Origin of the sequence: Acinetobacter sp. 1566109 (assembly GCF_000582255.1) — a bacterium.
Classification (GTDB): domain Bacteria; phylum Pseudomonadota; class Gammaproteobacteria; order Pseudomonadales; family Moraxellaceae; genus Acinetobacter; species Acinetobacter nosocomialis.
The window spans coordinates 1-22180 of the sequence record NZ_JEYB01000022.1 but is presented as its reverse complement, the minus strand read 5'-3'; the positions used below and the strand labels follow the sequence as shown (position 1 = coordinate 22180).

At 37.1% G+C, this 22180-nt stretch carries 22 protein-coding genes, 1 other RNA gene and 1 pseudogene; 16 read left to right on the top strand and 8 right to left on the bottom strand.

The genetic code is table 11. The features are described from left to right. Positions 1-42 precede the first annotated feature (42 nt). The 3 genes from adeN to glnL form a co-directional block, all read right to left on the bottom strand. Entirely contained in the window at positions 43-696 is a 654-nt protein-coding gene (gene adeN, locus J582_RS15065) for a multidrug efflux transcriptional repressor AdeN (RefSeq protein WP_022575603.1), read from the bottom strand. Between the two features lie 276 nt (positions 697-972). Next, positions 973-2466 carry a nitrogen regulation protein NR(I) gene (glnG, locus tag J582_RS15060; RefSeq protein WP_004708399.1) on the bottom strand — a complete coding sequence of 498 codons (1494 nt, stop codon included), beginning with the start codon at positions 2464-2466 and terminating at the stop codon, positions 973-975. Continuing rightward, entirely contained in the window at positions 2453-3562 is a 1110-nt protein-coding gene (glnL, locus tag J582_RS15055) for a nitrogen regulation protein NR(II) (protein WP_002049598.1), read from the bottom strand. Before glnL ends, glnG begins: the two co-directional genes overlap by 14 nt. Positions 3563-3903: 341 nt before the next feature. Between glnL and rimO the strand changes: the two genes are divergently transcribed. From rimO to lpxA, 12 genes are all read left to right on the top strand, one after another. Further along, positions 3904-5247: a 30S ribosomal protein S12 methylthiotransferase RimO gene (gene rimO, locus J582_RS15050; RefSeq protein ID WP_000856678.1), complete on the top strand. Its 1344-nt coding sequence runs from the start codon at positions 3904-3906 to the stop codon at positions 5245-5247. 51 nt (positions 5248-5298) lie between these two features. Further along, the gene (gene pyrH / locus J582_RS15045) at positions 5299-6027 is read left to right on the top strand and encodes a UMP kinase (RefSeq protein ID WP_000852257.1); all 729 of its coding nucleotides are present in this window, start codon (positions 5299-5301) and stop codon (positions 6025-6027) included. 85 nt (positions 6028-6112) lie between these two features. Next, positions 6113-6667, top strand: a complete 555-nt coding sequence (gene frr, locus J582_RS15040; RefSeq protein WP_002049637.1) for a ribosome recycling factor — start codon at positions 6113-6115, stop codon at positions 6665-6667. Positions 6668-6671: 4 nt separating this feature from the next. Then, positions 6672-7424 carry a polyprenyl diphosphate synthase gene (gene uppS, locus J582_RS15035; protein ID WP_004708401.1) on the top strand — a complete coding sequence of 251 codons (753 nt, stop codon included), beginning with the start codon at positions 6672-6674 and terminating at the stop codon, positions 7422-7424. After that, positions 7424-8248 (top strand): phosphatidate cytidylyltransferase, encoded by an 825-nt coding sequence (locus J582_RS15030; protein ID WP_002049666.1) that lies wholly within the window; start codon positions 7424-7426, stop codon positions 8246-8248. Before uppS ends, J582_RS15030 begins: the two co-directional genes overlap by 1 nt. Further along, on the top strand, positions 8249-9445 hold the full coding sequence (gene ispC, locus J582_RS15025) for a 1-deoxy-D-xylulose-5-phosphate reductoisomerase (protein WP_004708403.1): 1197 nt from the start codon (positions 8249-8251) through the stop codon (positions 9443-9445). Between the two features lies 1 nt (position 9446). After that, positions 9447-10802, top strand: coding sequence for an RIP metalloprotease RseP (gene rseP / locus J582_RS15020; RefSeq protein WP_031982800.1), 1356 nt, complete (start codon positions 9447-9449; stop codon positions 10800-10802). Positions 10803-10839: 37 nt separating this feature from the next. Beyond that, positions 10840-13371 (top strand): outer membrane protein assembly factor BamA, encoded by a 2532-nt coding sequence (gene bamA, locus J582_RS15015; protein ID WP_004886883.1) that lies wholly within the window; start codon positions 10840-10842, stop codon positions 13369-13371. Positions 13372-13412: 41 nt separating this feature from the next. Next, positions 13413-13916 carry an OmpH family outer membrane protein gene (locus J582_RS15010; protein ID WP_016804937.1) on the top strand — a complete coding sequence of 168 codons (504 nt, stop codon included), beginning with the start codon at positions 13413-13415 and terminating at the stop codon, positions 13914-13916. A gap of 4 nt (positions 13917-13920) precedes the next feature. Further along, on the top strand, positions 13921-14991 hold the full coding sequence (gene lpxD / locus J582_RS15005) for a UDP-3-O-(3-hydroxymyristoyl)glucosamine N-acyltransferase (protein WP_004708409.1): 1071 nt from the start codon (positions 13921-13923) through the stop codon (positions 14989-14991). Positions 14992-14997: 6 nt separating this feature from the next. Then, positions 14998-15483, top strand: a complete 486-nt coding sequence (gene fabZ / locus J582_RS15000; protein WP_002049600.1) for a 3-hydroxyacyl-ACP dehydratase FabZ — start codon at positions 14998-15000, stop codon at positions 15481-15483. Beyond that, on the top strand, positions 15480-16268 hold the full coding sequence (gene lpxA / locus J582_RS14995) for an acyl-ACP--UDP-N-acetylglucosamine O-acyltransferase (RefSeq protein ID WP_002049604.1): 789 nt from the start codon (positions 15480-15482) through the stop codon (positions 16266-16268). Before fabZ ends, lpxA begins: the two co-directional genes overlap by 4 nt. 55 nt (positions 16269-16323) lie before the next feature. Here the strand turns inward: lpxA and J582_RS14990 are convergent, their stop codons facing one another. Next, a complete protein-coding gene (locus J582_RS14990; RefSeq protein ID WP_032048180.1) occupies positions 16324-17214 on the bottom strand; it encodes a YbgF trimerization domain-containing protein in 891 nt (296 codons plus the stop codon). A 316-nt stretch (positions 17215-17530) separates the two neighbouring features. Between J582_RS14990 and ffs the strand changes: the two genes are divergently transcribed. Continuing rightward, positions 17531-17627: signal recognition particle sRNA small type (gene ffs, locus J582_RS25700), an RNA gene on the top strand. A gap of 14 nt (positions 17628-17641) precedes the next feature. Here the strand turns inward: ffs and J582_RS14985 are convergent. From J582_RS14985 to J582_RS14970, 4 genes are all read right to left on the bottom strand, one after another. Next, on the bottom strand, positions 17642-18124 hold the full coding sequence (locus J582_RS14985) for a regulatory protein RecX (protein WP_031982797.1): 483 nt from the start codon (positions 18122-18124) through the stop codon (positions 17642-17644). Positions 18125-18178: 54 nt separating this feature from the next. Next, a complete protein-coding gene (gene recA / locus J582_RS14980) occupies positions 18179-19231 on the bottom strand; it encodes a recombinase RecA (RefSeq protein ID WP_002049645.1) in 1053 nt (350 codons plus the stop codon). 145 nt (positions 19232-19376) lie between these two features. Further along, complete coding sequence (locus tag J582_RS14975) at positions 19377-19817, bottom strand: RNA-binding S4 domain-containing protein (RefSeq protein ID WP_002049587.1); 441 nt, start codon at positions 19815-19817, stop codon at positions 19377-19379. After that, positions 19801-20487, bottom strand: a complete 687-nt coding sequence (locus J582_RS14970) for an HAD-IA family hydrolase (protein WP_031982796.1) — start codon at positions 20485-20487, stop codon at positions 19801-19803. The genes J582_RS14975 and J582_RS14970 overlap by 17 nt, the downstream gene beginning before the upstream one ends. Positions 20488-20849: 362 nt before the next feature. Here J582_RS14970 and J582_RS14965 point away from each other — a divergent pair, with 362 nt between their 5' ends. From J582_RS14965 to J582_RS14955, 3 genes and pseudogenes are all read left to right on the top strand, one after another. Continuing rightward, positions 20850-21086, top strand: coding sequence for a hypothetical protein (locus J582_RS14965; protein ID WP_017394092.1), 237 nt, complete (start codon positions 20850-20852; stop codon positions 21084-21086). Positions 21087-21200: 114 nt separating this feature from the next. After that, on the top strand, positions 21201-21494 hold the full coding sequence (locus J582_RS14960) for a hypothetical protein (protein WP_004708422.1): 294 nt from the start codon (positions 21201-21203) through the stop codon (positions 21492-21494). A 190-nt stretch (positions 21495-21684) separates the two neighbouring features. Next, positions 21685-22180: pseudogene (locus J582_RS14955) on the top strand (IS256-like element ISAba26 family transposase); the annotation flags it as partial.

Genomic DNA, 22180 nt, shown 5'->3' with positions numbered 1-22180 from the left:
AAGAAGTCTACTATACTATAAGCATTTCAAAATGCAAAAGAATTAGACTTTATGATGGCCTTTTAAGAAAATTTCTACACAATAATGAATATAATCAAATACTTCATATTCATTGGTTGGCAGTGGCATGCCCATAATCATACGCCACTCAATATCACGTAAAATCCCAAAATACATGAGAGATGAGTGATCTGGAGAGGTACAAGTAATTTCACCTGCCTGATGAGAAATAAGTAGTGCTTGAGCAATGGTATTTTGTACGTCTTGAGCGCATTTTTCGTATAAATATTGGCTCAAAGTTGCATTACACTGGGTTTGTTCAATAACCAAACGTAAAAAAGCAATATGCTCAGGTTGAATAATGTGGTTATAAAAACGGATGAGAGTTTGAATTAAGTATTCTTTTAAAGAAGCCTGATCTGGTTGAAATGCAATACAAATATCTTTAAAGAACATCTCACGGCGGTAATCGCAAATTGCAGTAAATAAGCCCTCTTTATTACCAAAGTATTTATAAATAGAAGCTTTTGAACCACCAGCATGATTGACGATGTCATCTAAAGAGACAGCATCATATCCTTTTTCCAAAAACAGTTCGGTTGCGCTTAGCAATAGTGCTAAACGACGTTCTACACCGCGACGTGTTTGAGGTTTGTCACATATAGGATGATATGACTCAAGGACTGGATCATGCATAAAATTTAATAACGACAATTAATACTGCTTAACTAGTATAACAAAACTATCTTTAAGGATGGTCATCGCTATATTTTTAGGTTGCTTGATAAACAGTAATATAAAATTTAATTTGAATAAATATTTTAAAATACAAATATTTATGAAATATTTTGAAGGTTTTTAATGATGTAACTGTATGTTCACATTTTAGTTTAACCATGTCTTTTCAATGTAAATCAAGATAAAGAAAAAGCGACTAATGGATTTAGTCGCTTTTTCTTTTACGAATGATTATTAAGCTTCAGACAAAGTTACTTTGTGTTCATCCTCATCATCGTCATCAGCAGAATCCATACCTAGTTCTTTTAACTTTCGGGTTAGAGTGTTACGCCCCCAACCTAATAGCTCGGCTGCATGACGTTTGCGCCCACGAGTTTGTTGTAGTGCAGCATTAATTAAAGTGCGCTCAAACATTGGTGTAGCAATATCCAAAATCTTCATTTCGCCATTTTTGAGTTTTTGAATTGCCCATTGACTTAGTAGCTCATCCCAATGATGTAAAGAAATACGCTCAAAAGATGGAGCAGGTTGGCTAGCTTCACTATTTTTTTGGAGTGGAACTTGTTTAAGTTCTGAAGGTAAATCTTCTGGGTAAACCTCACGGCCAGTAATCATGACGGTTAACCAGCGGCAGGTATTTTCAAGCTGACGAACATTACCGGGCCATGGTAATTGCTGCATATAGTCGGTTGTCTCGGTACGTAAAATCTTTGGACTTACGCCTAACTCTTTACCAGCACGAGCCAAGAAATGTTGAGCTAACATCGGAATATCTTCACTTCGATGTGCAAGCTTAGGAATATGAATACGAATTACATTTAGACGGTGGTATAAGTCTTCACGGAAGCGACCTTCATTTACCAATTTTTCTAAATCTTGATGTGTTGCCGCTACGATCCGAACATCAACTTTAACAGGAATATGCCCGCCAACGCGGTAAAACTCACCATCTGCGAGTACACGTAGTAATCGCGTCTGTGTTTCAAATGGCATGTCACCAATTTCATCAAGGAAGAGAGTGCCGCCATTGGCTTGTTCAAAGCGACCTTGATGTTGAGTATTAGCGCCAGTAAAAGCACCTTTTTCATGGCCAAATAATTCCGTTTCGATTAAGTCTTTCGGAATTGCTGCCATGTTTAGAGCAATAAATGGTTTGGCTCGGCGTGGTGAATGTTTATGTAAAGCATGTGCAACTAATTCTTTACCTGTTCCTGACTCACCATTAATTAAAACGGTAATATGCGACTGAGATAAGCGACCAATTGCTCGGAAAACCTCTTGCATAGCCGGAGATTCACCAATAATTTCTGTCGATTGTAGCGGAGAAGCAGTTTTTGTAGCCTCTTGCTGCTGCAATTTATTGATATGTAAAATTGCTCGATTGACTAAAGCTAAAGCTTCATCAATATCAAACGGTTTTGGTAAATACTCAAAAGCACCAGTTTGATAGCTAGATACAGCAGACTCTAAGTCCGAATGCGCTGTCATAATGATCACTGGCAAATCGGGATGAGAATTTTTTACTTTAGATAAGAAAGTTAACCCATCAATGCCTGGCATACGGATGTCAGTTAAGATGACATCCGGCGCATCATGATGTAAACGTTCGAGTGCTGTTTGAGCTTCTTCAAAATTGGTGACGTCAAATCCTTCTTCTTTAAAGGTCTTTTCAAGTACCCATCGCATGGCGCGATCGTCATCAATAACCCATATTTTATTTCGCGACACGGTCTGACTCCCAAGGTAAATATAAGCTAAACATTGTTTTTCCAGGAACTGATTGGCATTCAATCATTCCGTTATGTTGATGCATGATGTTCTGTGCAATACTCAGGCCAAGGCCTGTGCCTTTTGCTCGTCCTGTAACCAAAGGATAAAACACAGACTCTAAAATGCTTTCGGGAATACCCGGTCCATTGTCCTCAATATCGACTCGTACCGCAGAGCGATTGAGTACACCATTAATAGTGACTAGACGTTGAATTCGGGTACGTAAAATTAATTCAGGCTCTTGATCTATAAAAAAAGATTTATTTTCTGTGATAGCTTGAATTGCATTAACGCTAATATTGAGCATGACTTGGATAAGTTGATCTCGATCGGCTTTTACATCCGGTAAAGATAAATCATAGTCACGCGTAATTTTGATTTTTTTCTTGGTTTGATTTGCGATTAAAGAGCGTACACGTTCCAAAGGTTCATGCACATTTACATTTTCATAACTCGGCAGTTGTCTTGAACCTAGCATAGTGTCTGCTAAATTGGTGAGACGGTCTACCTCATTAATAATGACATCTGTAAATTCAGCATAACTCTCGTCATTTAAACTACGAGCAAGTAACTGAGTTGCACCCCTGATACCAGCCAGAGGATTTTTAATCTCATGAGCCACACCTCTAACCAGTTGTCTAGCCACCTGATGTTGTTGAATTAGGTTTTCTTCTTTAGAAATTTTCAACATCCGATCAATTGGATTTAGCTCAATAAGTAAGAGCGGGTGGTAGCTTTTGCCTGCATTTAACTGTGAAACCGTATAATCAACATGTAAGTCTTTAAAGTTAACATTAATTACAGCTTCACGACGTGTATAAGGCTGTCCTGTTTTTAGAGTATTGAGTAACGCTTCATGCGTATTAAAAGTATCATCAGGGGCATGAAGTAAATTTAAAACCGGTTGTCCAGAAGCGCGAAGCAAACTAATGTCAAAAAGTGCTTCACAAGCAGAATTTAAATAAAAAATATTAAAGTTACTATCGATTAGTAAAATCGCAGTAGTTAAGTTGTCTACCAAAAGGCGATAGTCGATAGGTGTGTGTTGATCCATTAGCGAATCGTTCCTGTCTTAAAATGGCGCAATGGCATCTTCATTAGTTATCGGTTTTCACCGTTATAGAACATGCATGATGCAAAATGTACGCCAACTTTGTTTATGGATTATTTTCAGGTTCCAAGCGTAGTTAAAGCGCTCTAAAATCGTTCTTAATATCTTTTGGTCAAAAATATGGATGTATATACCAATAATATCATGATCCAACTTGGTGCAATATTGAGTTTTGGTGCAAATATTGGTTGTATTTTGGTGCATTACACAAAGAGTGGGGTTTCCACCTATGCTTGAGGCGAGAAAAGACATACAATACGCGCATTCAAGTGGAGCGCAGATTCATGAAGACCCCCAAAGTCGGTTTTGTTTCTTTAGGTTGTCCTAAGGCATTGGTAGATTCTGAACGAATTTTAACTCAGTTAAAGACTGAAGGTTATCAAGTTGCATCAGATTATGATGGTGCTGATTTAGTTGTTGTTAATACCTGTGGTTTTATTGAATCTGCAGTACAAGAATCGTTAGATGCAATTGGCGAAGCCATGAGTGAAAATGGCCGAGTTATTGTTACAGGTTGTTTGGGTAAAGACGAAGATAAAATTCGTCAAATGCACCCTAATGTTTTAAAAGTCACTGGTGCAGCAGCTTACCAGGACGTTATGGAAGCTGTACATGAATATGTGCCAGCACCGCCTAAACATAATCCGTTTATTGATCTTGTTCCTGAGCAAGGTATCCGTTTAACACCTAAACATTATGCTTATTTGAAAATATCTGAAGGCTGTAACCATCGTTGTACCTTCTGTATCATCCCAAGCATGCGCGGTGATTTAGTATCACGTCCGGTTGGTAGCGTATTAGAAGAAGCTGCCGCATTAAAACGCGCAGGTGTGAAAGAAATTTTGGTTATTTCACAAGATACTTCAGCTTATGGTGTAGATACTAAATATAAGCTGGACTTCTGGAATGGACAACCTGTAAAAACCAAATTCTTTGACATGTGTGAAGCACTTGGTCAGCTTGGAATCTGGGTTCGTCTACATTATGTATATCCATATCCACATGTTGATGCAGTAATCGATTTGATGGCTCAAGGTAAAATCTTGCCATACCTCGATATTCCTTTCCAACATGCAAGCCCACGTGTTCTTAAATTAATGAAACGTCCGGCGCATAGTGAAAATACTTTAGAAAAAATTAAATTATGGCGTGAAAAATGCCCTGATCTTGTAATCCGTTCTACTTTTGTGGTTGGTTTTCCAGGCGAAACTGAAGAAGACTTCCAGATTTTGCTCGATTGGTTGGTTGAAGCTCAACTTGATCGTGTAGGGTGCTTTACCTATTCACCAGTAGAAGGCGCTACGGCAAATGATTTACCAGATCATGTGCCAGAAGAAATTAAGCAAGAGCGTTACGAGCGCTTTATGCAAGTGCAGCAGCAAATATCTGCTGCCAAATTACAAAAACGTATTGGTCAAACAATGACTGTATTAGTCGATAGTTTGGAAGATGAATATCCTGTTGCTGTTGCACGTTCTTATGCCGATGCTCCGGAAATTGACGGTAATGTCTTTGTAGAAGATATCGATAAGAGCACGATTCAACCAGGCGATATGTTGGAAGTCGAAATTACCGATGCGGATGAATACGACTTATTTGCAAAGTTAATTAAAATTAAATCGGTCTAATCGAATCGCGATTCAAAAAGCATTCAGTTTAAGAGGTCTTGGAGCAAAATCATGGCGGAAACAATCAGCCCCCGTTATTCACGAATTTTATTAAAATTATCTGGTGAAGCTTTATCAGGTAATAAAGATATGGGTATTGATGCTCAAGTTTTAGATCAGATGTCACTTTCTATTGCGCATTTGGTAGGCTTGGGTGTGCAAGTAGGTATCGTTGTTGGTGGTGGTAACTTATATCGTGGTAGCCAGTTACAAAAAGATGGCTTGGTTGGCCGTGTAACAGGTGACCAGATGGGTATGCTTGCAACTGTCATGAATGGTTTGGCAATGCGTGATGCATTAGTGCGTCGAAACATTAGAACTCGTCTTATGTCTGCATTACCAATTGGTACTGTTGTAGAGTCATATTCAAGTCGTGATGCAATCCGTCATTTAAGCCAGGGCGAAGTTTGTGTTTTCGTTGCGGGAACAGGTAATCCATTCTTTACAACTGATACAGCAGCTTGTCTACGTGGTATTGAAATTGAAGCAAATTTAATTTTGAAAGCAACCAAAGTAGACGGTGTTTATAATAAAGACCCTAGCAAATACGAAGATGCAGTGAAATACGATCATTTAACCTTTGATCAGGTGTTAGATGAGAAGTTAGGTGTTATGGATTTAACAGCAATTTGCTTATGTCGTGACCACAATGTGCCATTGCAAGTATTTGATATGAATAAATCTGGTGCGCTTTTATCAGTTGTAATGGGTGAAAAAGAGGGTACACGCGTTACTAAATAATGTACGTGTGCTGCAAAGCTCTTTATACTAGCGCTAAATTAAATTTGTTATATACATCCTTGAATAAATAAGTAAGGAAGATCATATGATTAACGATCTGAAAAAAGACAGCGAACAGCGTATGATGAAAACTCTTGAGTCTTTGGAACAAGGGTTTGCTAAAGTTCGTACCGGCCGTGCACACCCATCAATTTTAAATGGGGTAATGGTTCCTTACTATGGTTCTGATGTGCCTTTAAACCAAGTAGCGAACGTTGGTGTTGAAGATTCTCGTACGCTTATCGTTCAACCGTTTGAACGTACAATGGTATCTGCTATTGATAAAGCAATTCGTGAAAGTGATTTAGGTTTGAATCCAATTACTGCTGATTCAATCCGTGTACCTTTACCAGCTTTAACTGAAGAAACACGCCGTGATATGCAGAAAGTTGCACGCAGTGAAGCTGAAAATGCAAAAGTTGCTATTCGTAACATTCGTCGTGATGTTTTAGGTGATATCAAAGCATTATTGAAAGAGAAAGAAATCTCTGAAGATGATGAGCGTCGTGCAGGTGATGATATCCAAAAAATCACTGATAAATATGTTGCAGAAGTAGATAAGCGTCTTGCAGCGAAAGAAGCAGAATTGATGAAGGTCTAATTTTATGACCGAATCAGAAGAGTATCATCTTCCTAAGCATGTTGCCATCATTATGGATGGCAACAACCGCTTTGCAAAGAAAAATCAAATGCAAAAAGGTGATGGGCATCGAGAAGGTAAAAATATTCTTGATCCTATTGTTGAACATTGTATAAAAACTAGTGTCCGTGCTTTAACTGTTTTTGCATTTTCGAGTGAAAATTGGAATCGACCACAATATGAAGTCGATCTGCTTATGAAGCTTCTTGAAGAAACCATTCATGAGCAAATACCTCGCATGAAGAAATTCAATATTGCTTTGCGTTTTATAGGGGATCGTTCTAGATTACCTTCACATTTAGTTGCCTTAATGGAAGATGCAGAGCAACAAACAGTACATCATGACACCATGACATTAACCATTGCGATTAGCTATGGTGGTATGTGGGATATTGCAAATGCAGCTAAACAAGTTGCCCAAGCAGTTTCACGTGGTGAAATTGACGCTGATCAAATAAATGTTGATTTGTTCGAAAAATATGTCAGTCTAAACGATCTGCCAGCTGTGGACTTGTTGATCCGTACAGGTGGAGATTTCCGTATATCTAACTTCTTGTTATGGCAAGCAGCTTATGCGGAACTGTATTTTACGGATACTTTGTGGCCGGAATTTACAGTCGAGGAATTCGATCATGCACTGAATGTTTTTTCAGGGCGTGAACGTCGTTTCGGTAAAACATCTGAACAAATTCAGCAAGAGAAAATCGAGAAATTATAATGTTAGAGCGGATTGTTACCGCATTGGTACTTGTTGCAGTTGTTTTAAGCTGTATGTTTGCTACGCAATCACATTATCCAATGTTGGTACTTATGATTGTAGCAGCAGCGGTTGCGGGGTATGAATGGTATAAGTTGATGCCTCATGAAGCTGGCGCCGTAGTAAAACCTAAAGCATGGGGTTATGGTCTACTTGTTGCTTTTGTTTCGGGCGTTGCCTTGTTCTTTCACGACATTGCATTACTGCTATGGTCTGCTTCAATTTTAACTTGGCTCGTTAGTGTATATTGGGTTAAGTCCTTTCCTGAATTTGATGGGTGGTATAACGCGACCCTTTATGTCATTGGTTTAATTCTTATCTGTGCAGCAGTGACTGCAATTTTTGTAGTATGGCAAAGCTCACCATGGTGGTTGATGTATTTGTTCTTGCTTGTATGGGGTGCAGATAGTGGAGCTTACTTCGTAGGTCGTAAATTCGGTAAGAGAAAATTAGCACCTACGGTAAGCCCTAATAAATCAGTAGAAGGTTTATATGGTGGTATTCTCACTACAATTATTGTAATGCTTGTAGTGCAATATCAATATTTAAACTTAACTTGGGTTCAACAACTTTTATTCCTGATCTTATCTTTAGTCACAGTATTCGGTTCAGTATTAGGTGATCTATTTGAGTCGATGATTAAACGCCGTGCTGGTATTAAAGATTCTGGCCGTGTTTTGCCAGGTCATGGTGGTGTGTTGGATCGTATTGATTCTTTACTCGCGGCAGCCCCGATTTTTGCAACGGGAATGTATATATTAAAGCTTATTGGTGTAGATTTATAGATGACACAATCTGTTTGCATATTGGGTGTAACTGGTTCTATTGGGCAAAGTACATTAAAAATTTTAAGCCAACATCCAGATAAGTATTCAGTCTTTGCAGTTTCGGCACATAGTCGAATTTCTGAACTTGTTGAAATCTGCAAACAGTTCCGCCCTAAAGTGGTCGTTGTTCCTGAACAGAAAATAGTTGAACTAACCACCTTATTTGCTCAACAAAATATACAAGGTATTGATATTTTAATTGGGCAAGATGGTCTAGTTGAGATCGCATCACATACAGATGTTGATATTGTTATGGCAGCAATTGTCGGGGCAGCGGGACTGTTGCCTACTTTGGCAGCTGTTAAAGCTGGTAAACGAGTATTGCTTGCAAATAAAGAAGCATTGGTTATGTCTGGTGAAATCATGATGCAAGCTGCTCGTGATCATCAGGCATTATTATTACCAGTGGATTCAGAGCATAATGCCATTTTTCAGTCATTACCTCATAACTATTTGCAAGTTGAGAGAACTGGACAACCACAACTAGGCGTATCTCAAATATTGCTAACAGCATCTGGTGGCCCATTCTTAAATCATTCCTTGGAACAGTTGGAACATGTAACACCCCAACAAGCATGTAAACATCCAAATTGGTCAATGGGGCAAAAAATTTCAGTTGACTCGGCTACTCTCATGAATAAAGGGTTGGAGTTAATTGAAGCGTGTCATTTATTTTCAATATCTGAACATTTTGTTACAGTTGTTGTTCATCCACAAAGTATTATTCACTCTATGGTGCAGTATGTTGATGGTTCAACATTAGCACAAATGGGTAATCCTGATATGTGTACGCCAATTGCACATGCATTAGCATGGCCTGAGCGTTTACAAACAAGTGTTCCTGCTTTAGATTTATTTGAGTATTCTCAACTTAATTTTCAGGCGCCCGATACCCAAAAATTTCCTGCATTAAATTTAGCAAGACAAGCAATGCGTGCAGGAGGTTTGGCACCTACCATTTTGAATGCGGCAAATGAAATTGCTGTTGAAGCATTCTTAAAGGAAAGGATTGGATTTACACATATTCCACAAGTGGTAGAGCATACTTTGCAAGAGTTAGAGAATGCCGCAGCTGAAAGCATTGAGTGCATTTTAGATAAAGATAAAGTGGCTCGATCTATAGCTCAGAAATATATATCAAGTATTGGAGGCTGAAATGAATGCGCTTTTTATGATTGCAGCAGCAGCTCTTTTACTTGGTCCTTTAATTGCAATTCATGAGTTTGGCCATTACTGGGTTGCACGCAAACTTGGGGTTAAAGTTTTAGTTTACTCAATTGGTTTTGGTCCAACTTTATTGAAATGGACCTCTAAAAAATCGGGTATCAAGTATCAGCTTTCTGCTTTACCTTTAGGTGGCTACGTCAAAATGTTGGACGAGCGTGAAGGTAATGTCGCAGAACAAGATCTACCGTATGCTTTTAATAGACAAAAACCATGGAAACGTATAGCTATTGTTGCTGCAGGGCCACTAATTAACTTAATTTTTGCTGTACTTCTCTTTTGGGTTTTGTTTTTACCAGCACAACAACAATTAAATACCAAAATTGGTAAAATTATTCCAAATTCTCCAGCTGCAGAGGCTCAATTGCATGTGGGGGACAAAATTATTGCTGTTGATGGAAAAGAGACTGCAACTTGGGAAAAACTAAACTTTGCTTTAATTGATCGGGTAGGCGAGACAGGTACTATAAATATCGATGTTGATCGTGCAGGTACAGAGAAAAATTTTGTCTTACCTGTTAAAGATTTTTTAAAAAACCAGAATGAATCTGCATTGGATATATTAGGCTTCTTGCCTTATCGTCCTGTAATTCCTGCTGTGGTAACAGATTTAACAGAAGATGGTGCGGCTATTCGTCAAGGAATGAAAGTAGGTGATCGTATTGTTGCGATTGATGGCCAGCCTATGAAAGATTGGTTTGATGTTGTTGAAGTCGTACAGCGTTCTCCAGAAAAATTGCTTAATATTGATGTTTTACGCCATGCGCAATTAGTGCATTTACAAGTTATGCCGCAAGGAAAGCGGGATAATATGGGACAGGTCAATGGTGTACTTGGTGTAAAAAGTGATGCTGGAAAAATTACAATTCCTGACGAATATAAGCAAACAATTCAATATACTCCAATACAAGCTTTTGAAATGGCACTTGATAAAACTGGCCAAATCTCTAGCATGATTTTGAATTCAATAGTGAAAATGGTTAAAGGATTAATTGGATTAGAAAATCTTTCTGGCCCAATTACCATTGCAAAAGTTGCTGGACAAAGTGCAGAAATGGGATGGGAAACTTTTATCTCTTTTATGGCTTTAATGAGTGTAAGTCTTGGAATTTTAAACTTATTACCAATTCCAATGTTAGATGGTGGTCATCTAGTGTATTACATTATTGAAGCTATTCGAGGGAAACCTGTTTCTGAACAAATACAAATGTTTGGTCTAAAAATTGGTATGGTACTGCTCGGTAGTATGATGCTTTTAGCTTTATTTAATGACTTTATGCGTTTGTAAACGTATATGGATTTATAACTTACTGGAAAAAACTGGCATGCGGCACACACATTTTTTAATGCCTTTGGCACTTGTTAGCGCTATGGCAGCGGTACAACAAGCATATGCAGCTGATGATTTCGTTGTTAGAGATATTCGTGTAAACGGCTTAGTCCGTCTTACTCCTGCAAATGTTTATACCATGTTGCCAATCAACAGTGGCGATCGCGTTAATGAACCGATGATCGCCGAAGCAATTCGAACATTGTATGCCACGGGTCTTTTTGATGATATTAAAGCATCAAAAGATAACGATACTTTGGTCTTTAATGTTATTGAACGCCCTATTATTTCAAAACTTGAATTTAAGGGTAATAAACTTATTCCTAAAGAGGCATTAGAACAAGGCCTTAAAAAAATGGGTGTTGCAGAAGGTGAGGTTTTCAAGAAATCTGCTTTGCAAACCATTCAAACAGAACTAGAGCAGCAATACACCCAACAAGGTCGTTATGATGCTAGTGTTACTGTTGATACCGTTGCGCGACCAAATAACCGCGTTGAATTAAAACTTAATTTTAACGAAGGAACGCCAGCAAAAGTTTTTGATATCAATGTAATTGGTAATACTGTTTTTAAAGACAGTGAAATCAAACAGGCATTTGCTGTTAAAGAAAGTGGTTGGGCTTCAATCGTTACACGTAATGACCGTTATGCGCGTGAGAAAATGGCTGCAAGCCTTGAAGCATTACGTGCTATGTACCTTAACAAGGGTTATATTAATTTTAATATTAATAATTCCCAGCTTAATATTAGTGAAGATAAAAAACATATCTTTATTGAAGTTGCTGTTGAGGAAGGTAACCAATTTAAATTTGGTCAAACTAAATTCTTAGGTGATGCGCTTTATAAGCCTGAAGAGTTACAAGCACTAAAAATTTATAAAGATGGCGATACCTATTCACAAGAAAAGGTAAATGCAGTTAAGCAATTACTTCTACGAAAGTATGGTAACGCAGGTTATTACTTTGCTGATGTGAATATTGTTCCGCAAATTAATAATGAAACTGGTGTTGTTGACCTAAATTATTATGTAAACCCAGGTCAGCAAGTGACAGTGCGTCGTATTAACTTTACTGGTAATAGTAAAACTTCCGATGAAGTATTACGTCGTGAAATGCGCCAAATGGAAGGTGCATTAGCAAGTAATGAAAAAATTGACTTGTCTAAAGTTCGTTTAGAACGTACAGGTTTCTTTAAAACAGTTGATATTAAGCCAGCTCGTATTCCAAACTCTCCTGACCAAGTCGATTTGAACGTAAATGTTGAAGAACAACATTCAGGTACTACCACATTAGCTGTAGGTTATTCACAAAATGGTGGTATTACGTTCCAAGCTGGACTTAGCCAAACTAACTTTATGGGTACTGGTAACCGAGTTGCAATTGATTTGTCTCGTTCAGAAACTCAAGACTATTACAATCTAAGTGTTACTGACCCATACTTTACTATCGATGGGGTAAGTCGTGGTTATAACGTTTATTATCGTAAAACTAAGTTAAATGATAACTATAACGTTAACAACTACGTAACGGATAGTTTTGGTGGTAGTTTAAGCTTTGGTTATCCAATTGATGAAAACCAAAGCTTAAGTGCATCTCTAGGTATTGATAATACTAAAGTAACGACTGGCCCTTATGTTTCTACCTATGTGCGTGACTATTTATTGGCAAATGGTGGTAAGGCAACTGGTAAGTCGAATTGGTGTCCAACTGGTAAGACCGAGACTGACCCTGAAACAAATCAACCAATACCTGATACATGTGAAGGTGGTTTTAAAGAATATGATAGTGCTTTTGATGGCGAGTTCTTTACTTATAATTTAAACTTGGGTTGGTCATATAACACTTTAAATAGACCGATTTTCCCAACATCAGGTATGTCTCACCGAGTAGGTCTTGAAATTGGCTTGCCAGGTAGTGATGTTGACTATCAAAAATTAACTTATGATACACAAGCATTCTTACCGATTGGTAAATCAGGCTTTGTGCTTCGTGGTTATGGTAAGCTGGGTTATGGTAACGATTTACCATTCTATAAAAACTTCTATGCCGGCGGTTATGGTTCTGTTCGAGGCTATGACAATAGTACTTTAGGGCCTAAATATGCCAGTGTAAATTTACAAGAAACAAAACAGAATGATCCTTCACCTGAAAATGTGGGTGGTAATGCTCTAGTTCAATTTGGTACTGAATTAGCATTACCTATGCCATTTAAAGGTGATTGGACTCGTCAAGTACGTCCTGTACTATTTGCAGAAGGTGGTCAGGTCTTCGATACCAAATGTAATATTAATAACTCTGTATACGGTGATAAAGGCATGATGATTAATGGCCAAACTATTACAGATGTTAAGAAATATTGTGAAGATAACTATGGCTTTGATTTAGGTAACTTACGTTATAGCGTGGGTGTGGGTGTAACCTGGATTACTATGATTGGACCATTATCACTTAGCTATGCATTCCCGCTAAATGATAAACCGGGTGATGAAACTAAAGAAATCCAGTTTGAAATTGGTCGTACTTTCTAAGTACGATCTTATTGAACAACGAAATAAGGAAAGAAATTTACATGAAAAAATTAAATACATTAATGTTAGGGTTAGGCTTGACGGTGGCTTCGGTAGCAGCTAATGCAGCGGGTTATGGGGTGATTGATCTTGCTAAAGTTGTTGAGAGCAGTACTTATTTGAAACAACAAAACGCAAGCTTAAATCAGTCAGTTAAACCAACAACCACTAAACTTGAGCAATTGGGTAAAGAGTTAGAAGGGCTTCAACGTCAAGCGCAGACGCAAGGTCAAAAAATGAAAGATGATGAGATTAAAAAATTACAATCTCAGTATCAATCAAAATTAAATGAATTTAATTCAACACAACAGGGCTTACAGTCAAGAGTTCAAACTAGCTTGCAAAGTATGAACACAACTTTTGAGTCTAGAGTTAAGCAAGCTGCTGAGCAATTACGAAAAGAAAATAATCTTGACTTTATTTTGAATAAAAATTCAACTGTTGCCTATGACGCTAAGTATGATTTAACTGATAAAATGATACAAAAGGTTAATTCAATGAAATAAATTAATGAAAGTGCAACAATTTCGTTTAGATGAATTAGCTCACCTTGTTAAAGGTGAGTTAATTGGTGAAGGTAGTCTTCAATTTTCGAACCTAGCAAGTTTAGAAAATGCAGAGGTTAATCATCTTACTTTCGTAAATGGTGATAAATATCTCGAACAAGCTAAAGCAAGTCGTGCAGGGGCTTTCATTGTTACTGCTGCTTTAAAAGAACATCTTCCTGAAAAAGATAATTTTATTATTGTTGATAATCCTTATCTTGCTTTTGCAATCCTTACTCATGTATTTGATAAAAAGCTTACTTCAAAAGGTATAGAAAGTACTGCTCAAATCCATCCTTCTGCTGTTATTTCAGAAGCTGCTTATATTGGTCACTATGTAGTCATTGGTGAGAATTGTGTAGTAGGTGATAACACAATCATTCAATCACATACCAAACTTGATGATGATGTAGAAGTTGGGAAAGACTGTTTTATTGACTCTCATGTCACCATTACCGGTAGTTCTAAATTGGGTGATCGGGTGCGTGTTCATTCAAATACTGTAATTGGTAGCGAAGGTTTTGGTTTTGCTCCCTATCAAGGTAAATGGCACCGTATTGCTCAGTTAGGATCAGTTCTAATTGGAAATGACGTTCGAATTGGATCAAATTGTAGTATTGATCGGGGTGCTCTTGATAATACAATTTTAGAAGATGGTGTAATTATTGATAACCTTGTGCAAATTGCACATAACGTTCATATTGGTTCAAATACTGCTATTGCAGCTACCTGTGGCATTGCGGGTAGTACAAAAATTGGCAAAAACTGTATTCTTGCAGGCGCATGTGGGGTAGCAGGTCACCTTTCAATTGCTGATAATGTGACTTTAACTGGAATGTCAATGGTCACAAAAAATATTTCTGAGGCTGGAACTTATTCTTCAGGAATTGGATTGTTCGAAAATAGTCAGTGGAAAAAGACGATTGTGCGCTTGAGACAATTAGCAGATGTGCCATTGACCCAAATCACTAAACGACTTGATCATATACAAGCTCAAATAGAGTCTCTTGAATCAACTTTTAATTTGCGTAAATAGAATATTATGACCGAGTCAACTACACCTAAATTTGCCATCCCTGAATTACCAATGCAGATTCAAACGATTCGTCAATATTTGCCGCATCGTTACCCATTCTTATTGGTTGATCGTGTGATTGAAGTTACTGACAATAGTATTGTTGGTTATAAAAATGTTTCTATCAATGAAGAGTTTCTACAAGGACATTTCCCAGAATATCCAATTATGCCTGGTGTTCTAATTGTTGAAGCACTAGCTCAAGTTTCAGGCGTTCTAGGTTTTATTATGAACAATGAAACGCCAAAACCAGGTTCTTTGTTCCTGTTTGCTGGTGCAGAAAGAGTTAGATTTAAAAAACAAGTAGTTGCAGGCGACCAACTTGTATTAAAATCCGAGTTGGTAATGCAGAAGCGCGGTATTTACAAATACAATTGTACAGCTAGCGTTGATGGCATTGTAGCAGCAACCGCTGAGATTATGATTTCACACCAAAAAACAGAGCAGGCATGAGCAATCACGATTTAATCCATTCTACCGCCATTATTGATCCATCTGCAGTGATTGCTTCAGATGTTCAAATCGGACCTTATTGTGTTATTGGTCCTCAAGTGACTATTGGTGCTGGTACTAAATTACATTCTCATGTGGTAGTAGGTGGTTTTACCAGAATTGGTCAAAATAATGAGATCTTTCAATTTGCAAGTGTTGGCGAAGTTTGTCAAGACCTCAAATATAAAGGTGAAGAAACTTGGCTGGAAATTGGTAACAATAATTTAATTCGCGAACATTGCAGCTTACATAGAGGCACTGTGCAAGATAATTCATTGACTAAGATAGGTAGTCATAACCTATTGATGGTAAATACTCATATTGCACATGACTGTATTGTAGGTGATCACAATATCTTTGCTAATAATGTTGGTGTTGCTGGACACGTACATATTGGTGATCATGTTATTGTCGGTGGTAATTCTGGAATTCATCAATTCTGTAAGATTGACTCTTATAGTATGATTGGTGGGGCCTCACTGATTCTTAAAGATGTACCAGCCTATGTTATGGCTTCTGGTAATCCTGCGCATGCCTTTGGTATAAATATTGAAGGTATGCGAAGAAAAGGTTGGTCTAAAAATACAATTCAGGGCTTAAGAGAAGCTTATAAATTGATATTTAAATCTGGTCTAACCTCTGTTCAAGCTGTTGAGCAAATTAAAAGTGAAATTTTGCCTTCTGTTCCAGAAGCTCAATTATTAATTGACTCTCTTGAGCAATCCGAGCGTGGAATTGTACGCTAATCAATAAGGCATAAAAAAAGACACTGTTAAAACAGTGTCTTTTTTTATGCCTAAATTATTTTTTAAAGAATTTAGCTTCTTCAGATTTAGGATATTGAGTAAGTAACTTATTTTTGTATTGATTAGCTGATACAGTATTCTTATCGACATCTTTGGCAATACTATATAGTTGATAGAGTGCTCGAGGTGCCTTGCTAGAGTTTGGATATTGGCTAGCGACAATATTGTAGTTTTTCTTTGCTTCATTGTAGTTCACTGGGTCTGTAGCTAAATGAAACTCGGCTAACCAGAAATAAGCATTGCCTGTATAAATACTGTTAGGATGGTTTTTAATAAAGTTTTGCATCGGAGCAATTGCTTTTTTTGCTCCACCTTGTTTGTAAGCATCTAAAGCTACTGTATAAGCGGCTTTTTCTAACTCAAGTGGATTTGATTGATTTTGGGCCGCGGTGACTGGTTGAGCGTTTGTTACGGGTGCACTAGGTTGTTGTTCAGAGGTGGTTGGAGTAGGTGGAGCTGCAACTACTTTATTGCCATCTGCAGGCTGAGATTGGGATACTGATGGACTAGCAGGTGTGGCGCTATTAGTATTGGTATTTGTACCGTCTTCTTGTGTAGCACTATCAGGGTCAACTTTTTGATGTAATAATTCTAAACGTTGATCTAAATCGGTATATCTATTCGCAAGGTCTTTTTTTAATTGATCAATATCATTCGCTTGTTCTTCTAATTGACCTCTTAAAGTGCGGATATCATTTTCTAGTTGTTGATTTTTTTGCATAAGTTCCCAGTTTAAGTTTGTAGGAACTGAAATATTGCTTGAAGAAGTATTAGATGCACTGCCATCATTTTGACTTAAACCACGAGATTCAATAGGAATGTTCGCGTATAGAGAAGTGGTACTCATTAAGGCAATAAATAATAAAGAATGCTTCTTCATTTGCATGTGTATAAATCCATAATTTTATATAAAAGCCACCTTGACACAGGAATATAAAAAACAATTCTCTAAATATCTAAGGTTTTTCATTGATCAATGCAATTAAAGCAGTTAACAGTTTAAATGCAAGGATAGTTTACAATCTTCAAGCATATTTTATGCAAAATAAGAAAAGAGCATAAGTTCAGAAAACTACATTTTTGGGGTTTTAAGCAATTTTTGCTGATGAATTAATCAATCGAAACAAAAACTTGCTGAAAAAGCCAGAGAAGGGTTGCAACTCTTTTAAAAATCTCTATACTTTGTTTTGCAATGGTAGCCCCGCTGGTGGCTTCGCAATTGTACTCTGTGAACCCCGCCAGGACCGGAAGGTAGCAACGGTAGCAGATCTATGATGTGCCGAAGTTTTGCTAGTGGGGTTGCCACCATTCCTTTAATCCAATTTTCTTTGGATCGCTTTTAAAATTACATCTAAATCAAATCCTCTATATTGTAGAAATCTAATCTGCTTTGCTTTAAGTTTTGGGTCTTTCTCTATCTCTTCTCCAAACTTCTTAACTTTAAGTTGATAAGCTTGTTCTACCCAATCAATTTCGTGAATTTCGTCGGCAATTAAATCATTTTCGATCTGTTTAGTTTTTAAAGCTTGTTGAATGCGTTTCGGTCCTTTACCTTTACGAATCTGACTTGCAAGCATTTGCTCAGCAACACGCTGATCACTTTGGTAATTTTGTTCAGATAACTCTTCAACGAGTTGGTTCACTTCTTCTATATTTTGTGCATAACGGGCTAATTTATCAATGAGTTCTGCTTTAGAGTAGTCTCGTCGAGTAAGTAAAGCAAAAGCATATGAGCGTAAACGCTGGCCAGTGAGTGGTGGACGCTGTTGAGATTGTTCATTGTTTCTTTTGAACATATATATTTCCTTGTAAAAAACGCCCCGAAGGGCGTTTTTATGACTTAGGTGTAATTAAGATTCTAATAAAAGATCTGGTTCTTCTTCATCATCTTCAATTTGCACTGCGCCATTTGTACCTGTAGTCAACAATTGCTCACGGATATTACGTTCAATCTCTTCAGCAATATGTTTGTTTTCTTCAAAATAGCGGATCACATTATTCTTACCTTGGCCAATTTTATTGCCTTGATATGAATACCATGCACCAGCTTTCTGAACGATATCTTGCTGTACTGCCAAATCTACAAGTTCACCTAATTGGTTAGTACCTTTACCGTATAGAATTTGGAAAATAGCTTCTCTAAAAGGAGGAGCCATTTTATTCTTAACGACTTTAACTTTAGTTTCTGAACCAACAATTTCATCGCCTTCTTTTACCTGACCAATACGACGAATATCTAGACGAACTGAAGCATAGAACTTAAGAGCGTTACCACCAGTCGTGGTTTCTGGGCTACCAAACATAACACCAATCTTCATACGGATTTGGTTAATAAAGATAACCATACAGTTTGAACGTTTAGCGTTACCAGTAATTTTACGAAGTGCTTGGCTCATAAGGCGTGCTTGTAGACCCATATGAGAGTCACCCATTTCGCCTTCAATCTCTGCTTTAGGTGTAAGGGCAGCTACTGAGTCCACAACGATTAAATCAATTGCACCTGAGCGAACAAGCATATCAGCGATTTCAAGCGCTTGCTCACCATTATCAGGTTGTGAAACGAGTAGGTTATCAATATCTACACCAAGCTTACGTGCATATTGAGGATCTAGGGCATGCTCTGCATCGATGAAGGCACATGTACCACCAGACTTTTGACATTGAGCAATTGCTTGTAATGTCATTGTGGTTTTACCAGAAGATTCAGGACCATAAATTTCAATAATACGGCCTTTTGGTAAACCACCAATCCCCAATGCGATGTCTAAAGTTAAAGAACCTGTAGATACGGCTTCAACTGCTTGAACAGTGTTGTCACCGAGACGCATAACCGTATTTTTACCAAATTGTTTCTCAATTTGGCTCAAAGCGGCTTGTAATGCTTTGCTTTTATTCTCATCCATCTCAAAAACCTCAATACTCTATGTTCATCACGTTTAACCCAAGTGGATGCATTGAATCTCAACTTGTTTCACAGGGCTAATAGTGACAGATTTTTTCTCTAGCTTCTATATATTGTATATGTGAGTGCGACACAACTCGACGTTTTTATTCATCATTATATGACCAGTGGTCTTCATAATGTTGATCGTTATCCTGTTTAAACCGATTGATTTGTCGCCGATCTTTCTTGCTTGGTCTATGGTCAGGTCGAGCTAGATTATGCAATTTTCGTTGCGAAGCAATCAACTCCCGTCTTGCAATACTTACTTCGGTTTCTTCATAAAGCTGTTGTGCAATAGGAGCCGGTCCTCTGGTATTGGAAAGTGCTTTAACAACAACTGTCTTTTTATCAAAACCTTGTTGAACAACAAGTTCCATTCCAACACGAATTTCTTTAGAAACTTTTACACGTTCATTATTGTGATGCACTTTTCCCCCTTCAATTGCAGCTTTAGCAATAGAACGGGTTTTAAAAAAACGTGCTGCCCATAACCATTTGTCGACACGCATGGTTTCTACAGCATCGTTTTCACGCAATTTTGACATCATTATCCTTTCTATCAGTTTGATTCAAAATAGACAGTAGCTCTGTAAGCTGATCTAGTGCTTTATACTCTAAATCTTGTAGCTGTCTTTTACTCTTAAGAGTTGAGGGCTGTAAGATAGTAAACAAGTGTCTTATACCAAATTTTTCTGCAGTTTTTAAAACTTGAATAGTATCGTCTAAAAAAATAGTGTTTTGGGGTTCAAAATAATGCAAGCCTTGTAATTCTTGCCAAAACTTAAGGTCTTCCTTCGCATAACCAATTTGTTCACTAGATACAATTACATCAAAAAAATCTTGAATAGGGATGTTATCAAGTTTTAACTGTAAGCTTGCACAGTCTGCGTTGGTCACTAACCAGCATTGATAGCCTTGTTCTTTTAGAGTATTAAGTAGCTCCATACATCCTGATCGTATTTTAATTTTGTGTTGAAATTCTTTTTGAAGATTTAAAACATCTACTCCTGTCGTTTTTGTCCAATACTGTGAAGAATACCAGGAAAGAGTATGTTTATTGCTACGATAAAACTGGTTTAATATTTCATGGCTTTGTGTTAAAGAGATTTGATGCGTCTGAGAATGTCGTTCAGGTAAGCATTCGTTCCAGATAAAATCATCAAAAGCCAAATCTAATAAAGTTCCGTCCATATCGAAAAGCACTATTTTATGCATGTTTTGAGAGCTCCAATTGAAACAGACACGGAAGAAAAGTAATTTAAGATTATAATCATTAAAGACGATAAAAACGGACTGATTTATGGTTATTTCATCATTTTATAATTTAAATAGTCTGTACTAGATAAACAGAGAGATAACAAGAGAGTTCTTAGACTTAGACTACTCAATAAGATCGCTGAAACAAATTTTTTTGAAAAATATTCATATAAAAGGAATAGGGTGGAGGATTAATAAAAATATATTAAAAAATATAGAGTTGTATTTATTAGGGGGTGATTTTTTGATAAGTATTTTTGCTTTTCTATGAACTCTATGGAATTATCATTATTTAAATATTATTAAAAGTTGGAATAAAAGTGGGCTTATATACAATTAGATATGGCTATCGTAATAATAGTTTTTTTATAGCTTCAAATGCTGCTGGACAATTCATTGTGATTGATGCATTAGGAGCAGATTTCCAAATAGGTCATCAAATTTCTTATGAAGGTACCAAAATAATAAATGAAACTTTAAATGATGAGACAGAAGCAAGAGTTCATCTGGAGAGTAATGAAAAAGAGGCTTATGAATATTTACGTGCCATGAAATAATGAATTCGTTATTTTGATTTACATAGGATACGTATTGGCAAACATTTTATAAATTGAACCGTACTTGTTTAAAGTTATATTAAAAATTATCCGAATAACAATTTAGAGCAGGCAATGAAAATTGGATTTATTGGCGGAGCCAATGATGGCATAGTGATCAATGCTGCTAATGGTATTGATACTTATAAACTTGAATGGCATTACAAGGCTGAGAAGCATTGTGAAGAACAGCCATCATTGGGGCTAAATGGCCCCGAATATGACTATTACAATTTATTAATTTTGAGAAAAAACAAAGAGGCAAAACTTTTCTATGTTTTAACTACAATGGATAAGGAAGCTATTGCAGATAAAATTAATGAATATTGGGAGCATTCCACTTCAGTAGGTTATGACTTCGATGAATAACCTTTATTTTATATTCATTGAAACGGTTGAAATATATCCATATTTTATACCTTTATAACTCAAAATTAGAGTTATTTATTTCATAAAGAACATGTTCTTGAAGGGCGTGTCCATCGGGACTGTTCTAAATTTTGTGTAAGTACTTAATTTTCATTTATCCTTCAGAGGATAATTACAAAAGGTACTTCACATGGATGAAGCAACAATCAAAAGTATGGCTGCCGAATTGGCTAAAGGTCTAAAAACACCAGAAGACTTAAACCAAATGACAGCAGTCTTTAAAAAATTCATGATTGAAACTGCACTCAATACTGAACTTTCAGACCATCTCGGTTATGAAAAGCATCAGCCCAAGAAAGGCTCAAATAGCCGTAATGGGTTTAGTTCTAAAACCATTACAACTCAAGATGGACAACTGGCTTTAGATATTCCCCGTGATCGAGAAGGTTCATTTGAGCCACAAATTATCAAAAAGCACCAAACACGCATCACCAGTATGGATGACCAAATCCTCTCACTGTATGCAAAAGGAATGACTAATAGGGAAATTGTAGCCTTCTTCAAAGAAATGTACGATGCCGATGTGTCAGCATCTCTCATCAGCAAAGTTACCGATGCTGTGATTGAGCAAGTGACTGAGTGGCAAAATAGAGCCTTAGATAGCCTTTATCCTGTTGTCTATCTTG

Excerpts from the sequence above, each read along its gene's own strand:
- adeN (WP_022575603.1), bottom strand. The coding sequence starts at position 696 with ATGCATGATCCAGTCCTTGAGTCATATCATCCTATATGTGACAAACCT.
- glnL (WP_002049598.1), bottom strand. The coding sequence starts at position 3,562 with ATGGATCAACACACACCTATCGACTATCGCCTTTTGGTAGACAACTTA.
- rimO (WP_000856678.1), top strand. The coding sequence starts at position 3,904 with ATGAAGACCCCCAAAGTCGGTTTTGTTTCTTTAGGTTGTCCTAAGGCA.
- pyrH (WP_000852257.1), top strand. The coding sequence starts at position 5,299 with ATGGCGGAAACAATCAGCCCCCGTTATTCACGAATTTTATTAAAATTA.
- frr (WP_002049637.1), top strand. The coding sequence starts at position 6,113 with ATGATTAACGATCTGAAAAAAGACAGCGAACAGCGTATGATGAAAACT.
- uppS (WP_004708401.1), top strand. The coding sequence starts at position 6,672 with ATGACCGAATCAGAAGAGTATCATCTTCCTAAGCATGTTGCCATCATT.
- J582_RS15030 (WP_002049666.1), top strand. The coding sequence starts at position 7,424 with ATGTTAGAGCGGATTGTTACCGCATTGGTACTTGTTGCAGTTGTTTTA.
- ispC (WP_004708403.1), top strand. The coding sequence starts at position 8,249 with ATGACACAATCTGTTTGCATATTGGGTGTAACTGGTTCTATTGGGCAA.
- rseP (WP_031982800.1), top strand. The coding sequence starts at position 9,447 with ATGAATGCGCTTTTTATGATTGCAGCAGCAGCTCTTTTACTTGGTCCT.
- bamA (WP_004886883.1), top strand. The coding sequence starts at position 10,840 with ATGCGGCACACACATTTTTTAATGCCTTTGGCACTTGTTAGCGCTATG.
- J582_RS15010 (WP_016804937.1), top strand. The coding sequence starts at position 13,413 with ATGAAAAAATTAAATACATTAATGTTAGGGTTAGGCTTGACGGTGGCT.
- lpxD (WP_004708409.1), top strand. The coding sequence starts at position 13,921 with ATGAAAGTGCAACAATTTCGTTTAGATGAATTAGCTCACCTTGTTAAA.
- fabZ (WP_002049600.1), top strand. The coding sequence starts at position 14,998 with ATGACCGAGTCAACTACACCTAAATTTGCCATCCCTGAATTACCAATG.
- lpxA (WP_002049604.1), top strand. The coding sequence starts at position 15,480 with ATGAGCAATCACGATTTAATCCATTCTACCGCCATTATTGATCCATCT.
- J582_RS14990 (WP_032048180.1), bottom strand. The coding sequence starts at position 17,214 with ATGCAAATGAAGAAGCATTCTTTATTATTTATTGCCTTAATGAGTACC.
- J582_RS14985 (WP_031982797.1), bottom strand. The coding sequence starts at position 18,124 with ATGTTCAAAAGAAACAATGAACAATCTCAACAGCGTCCACCACTCACT.
- recA (WP_002049645.1), bottom strand. The coding sequence starts at position 19,231 with ATGGATGAGAATAAAAGCAAAGCATTACAAGCCGCTTTGAGCCAAATT.
- J582_RS14975 (WP_002049587.1), bottom strand. The coding sequence starts at position 19,817 with ATGTCAAAATTGCGTGAAAACGATGCTGTAGAAACCATGCGTGTCGAC.
- J582_RS14970 (WP_031982796.1), bottom strand. The coding sequence starts at position 20,487 with ATGCATAAAATAGTGCTTTTCGATATGGACGGAACTTTATTAGATTTG.
- J582_RS14960 (WP_004708422.1), top strand. The coding sequence starts at position 21,201 with ATGAAAATTGGATTTATTGGCGGAGCCAATGATGGCATAGTGATCAAT.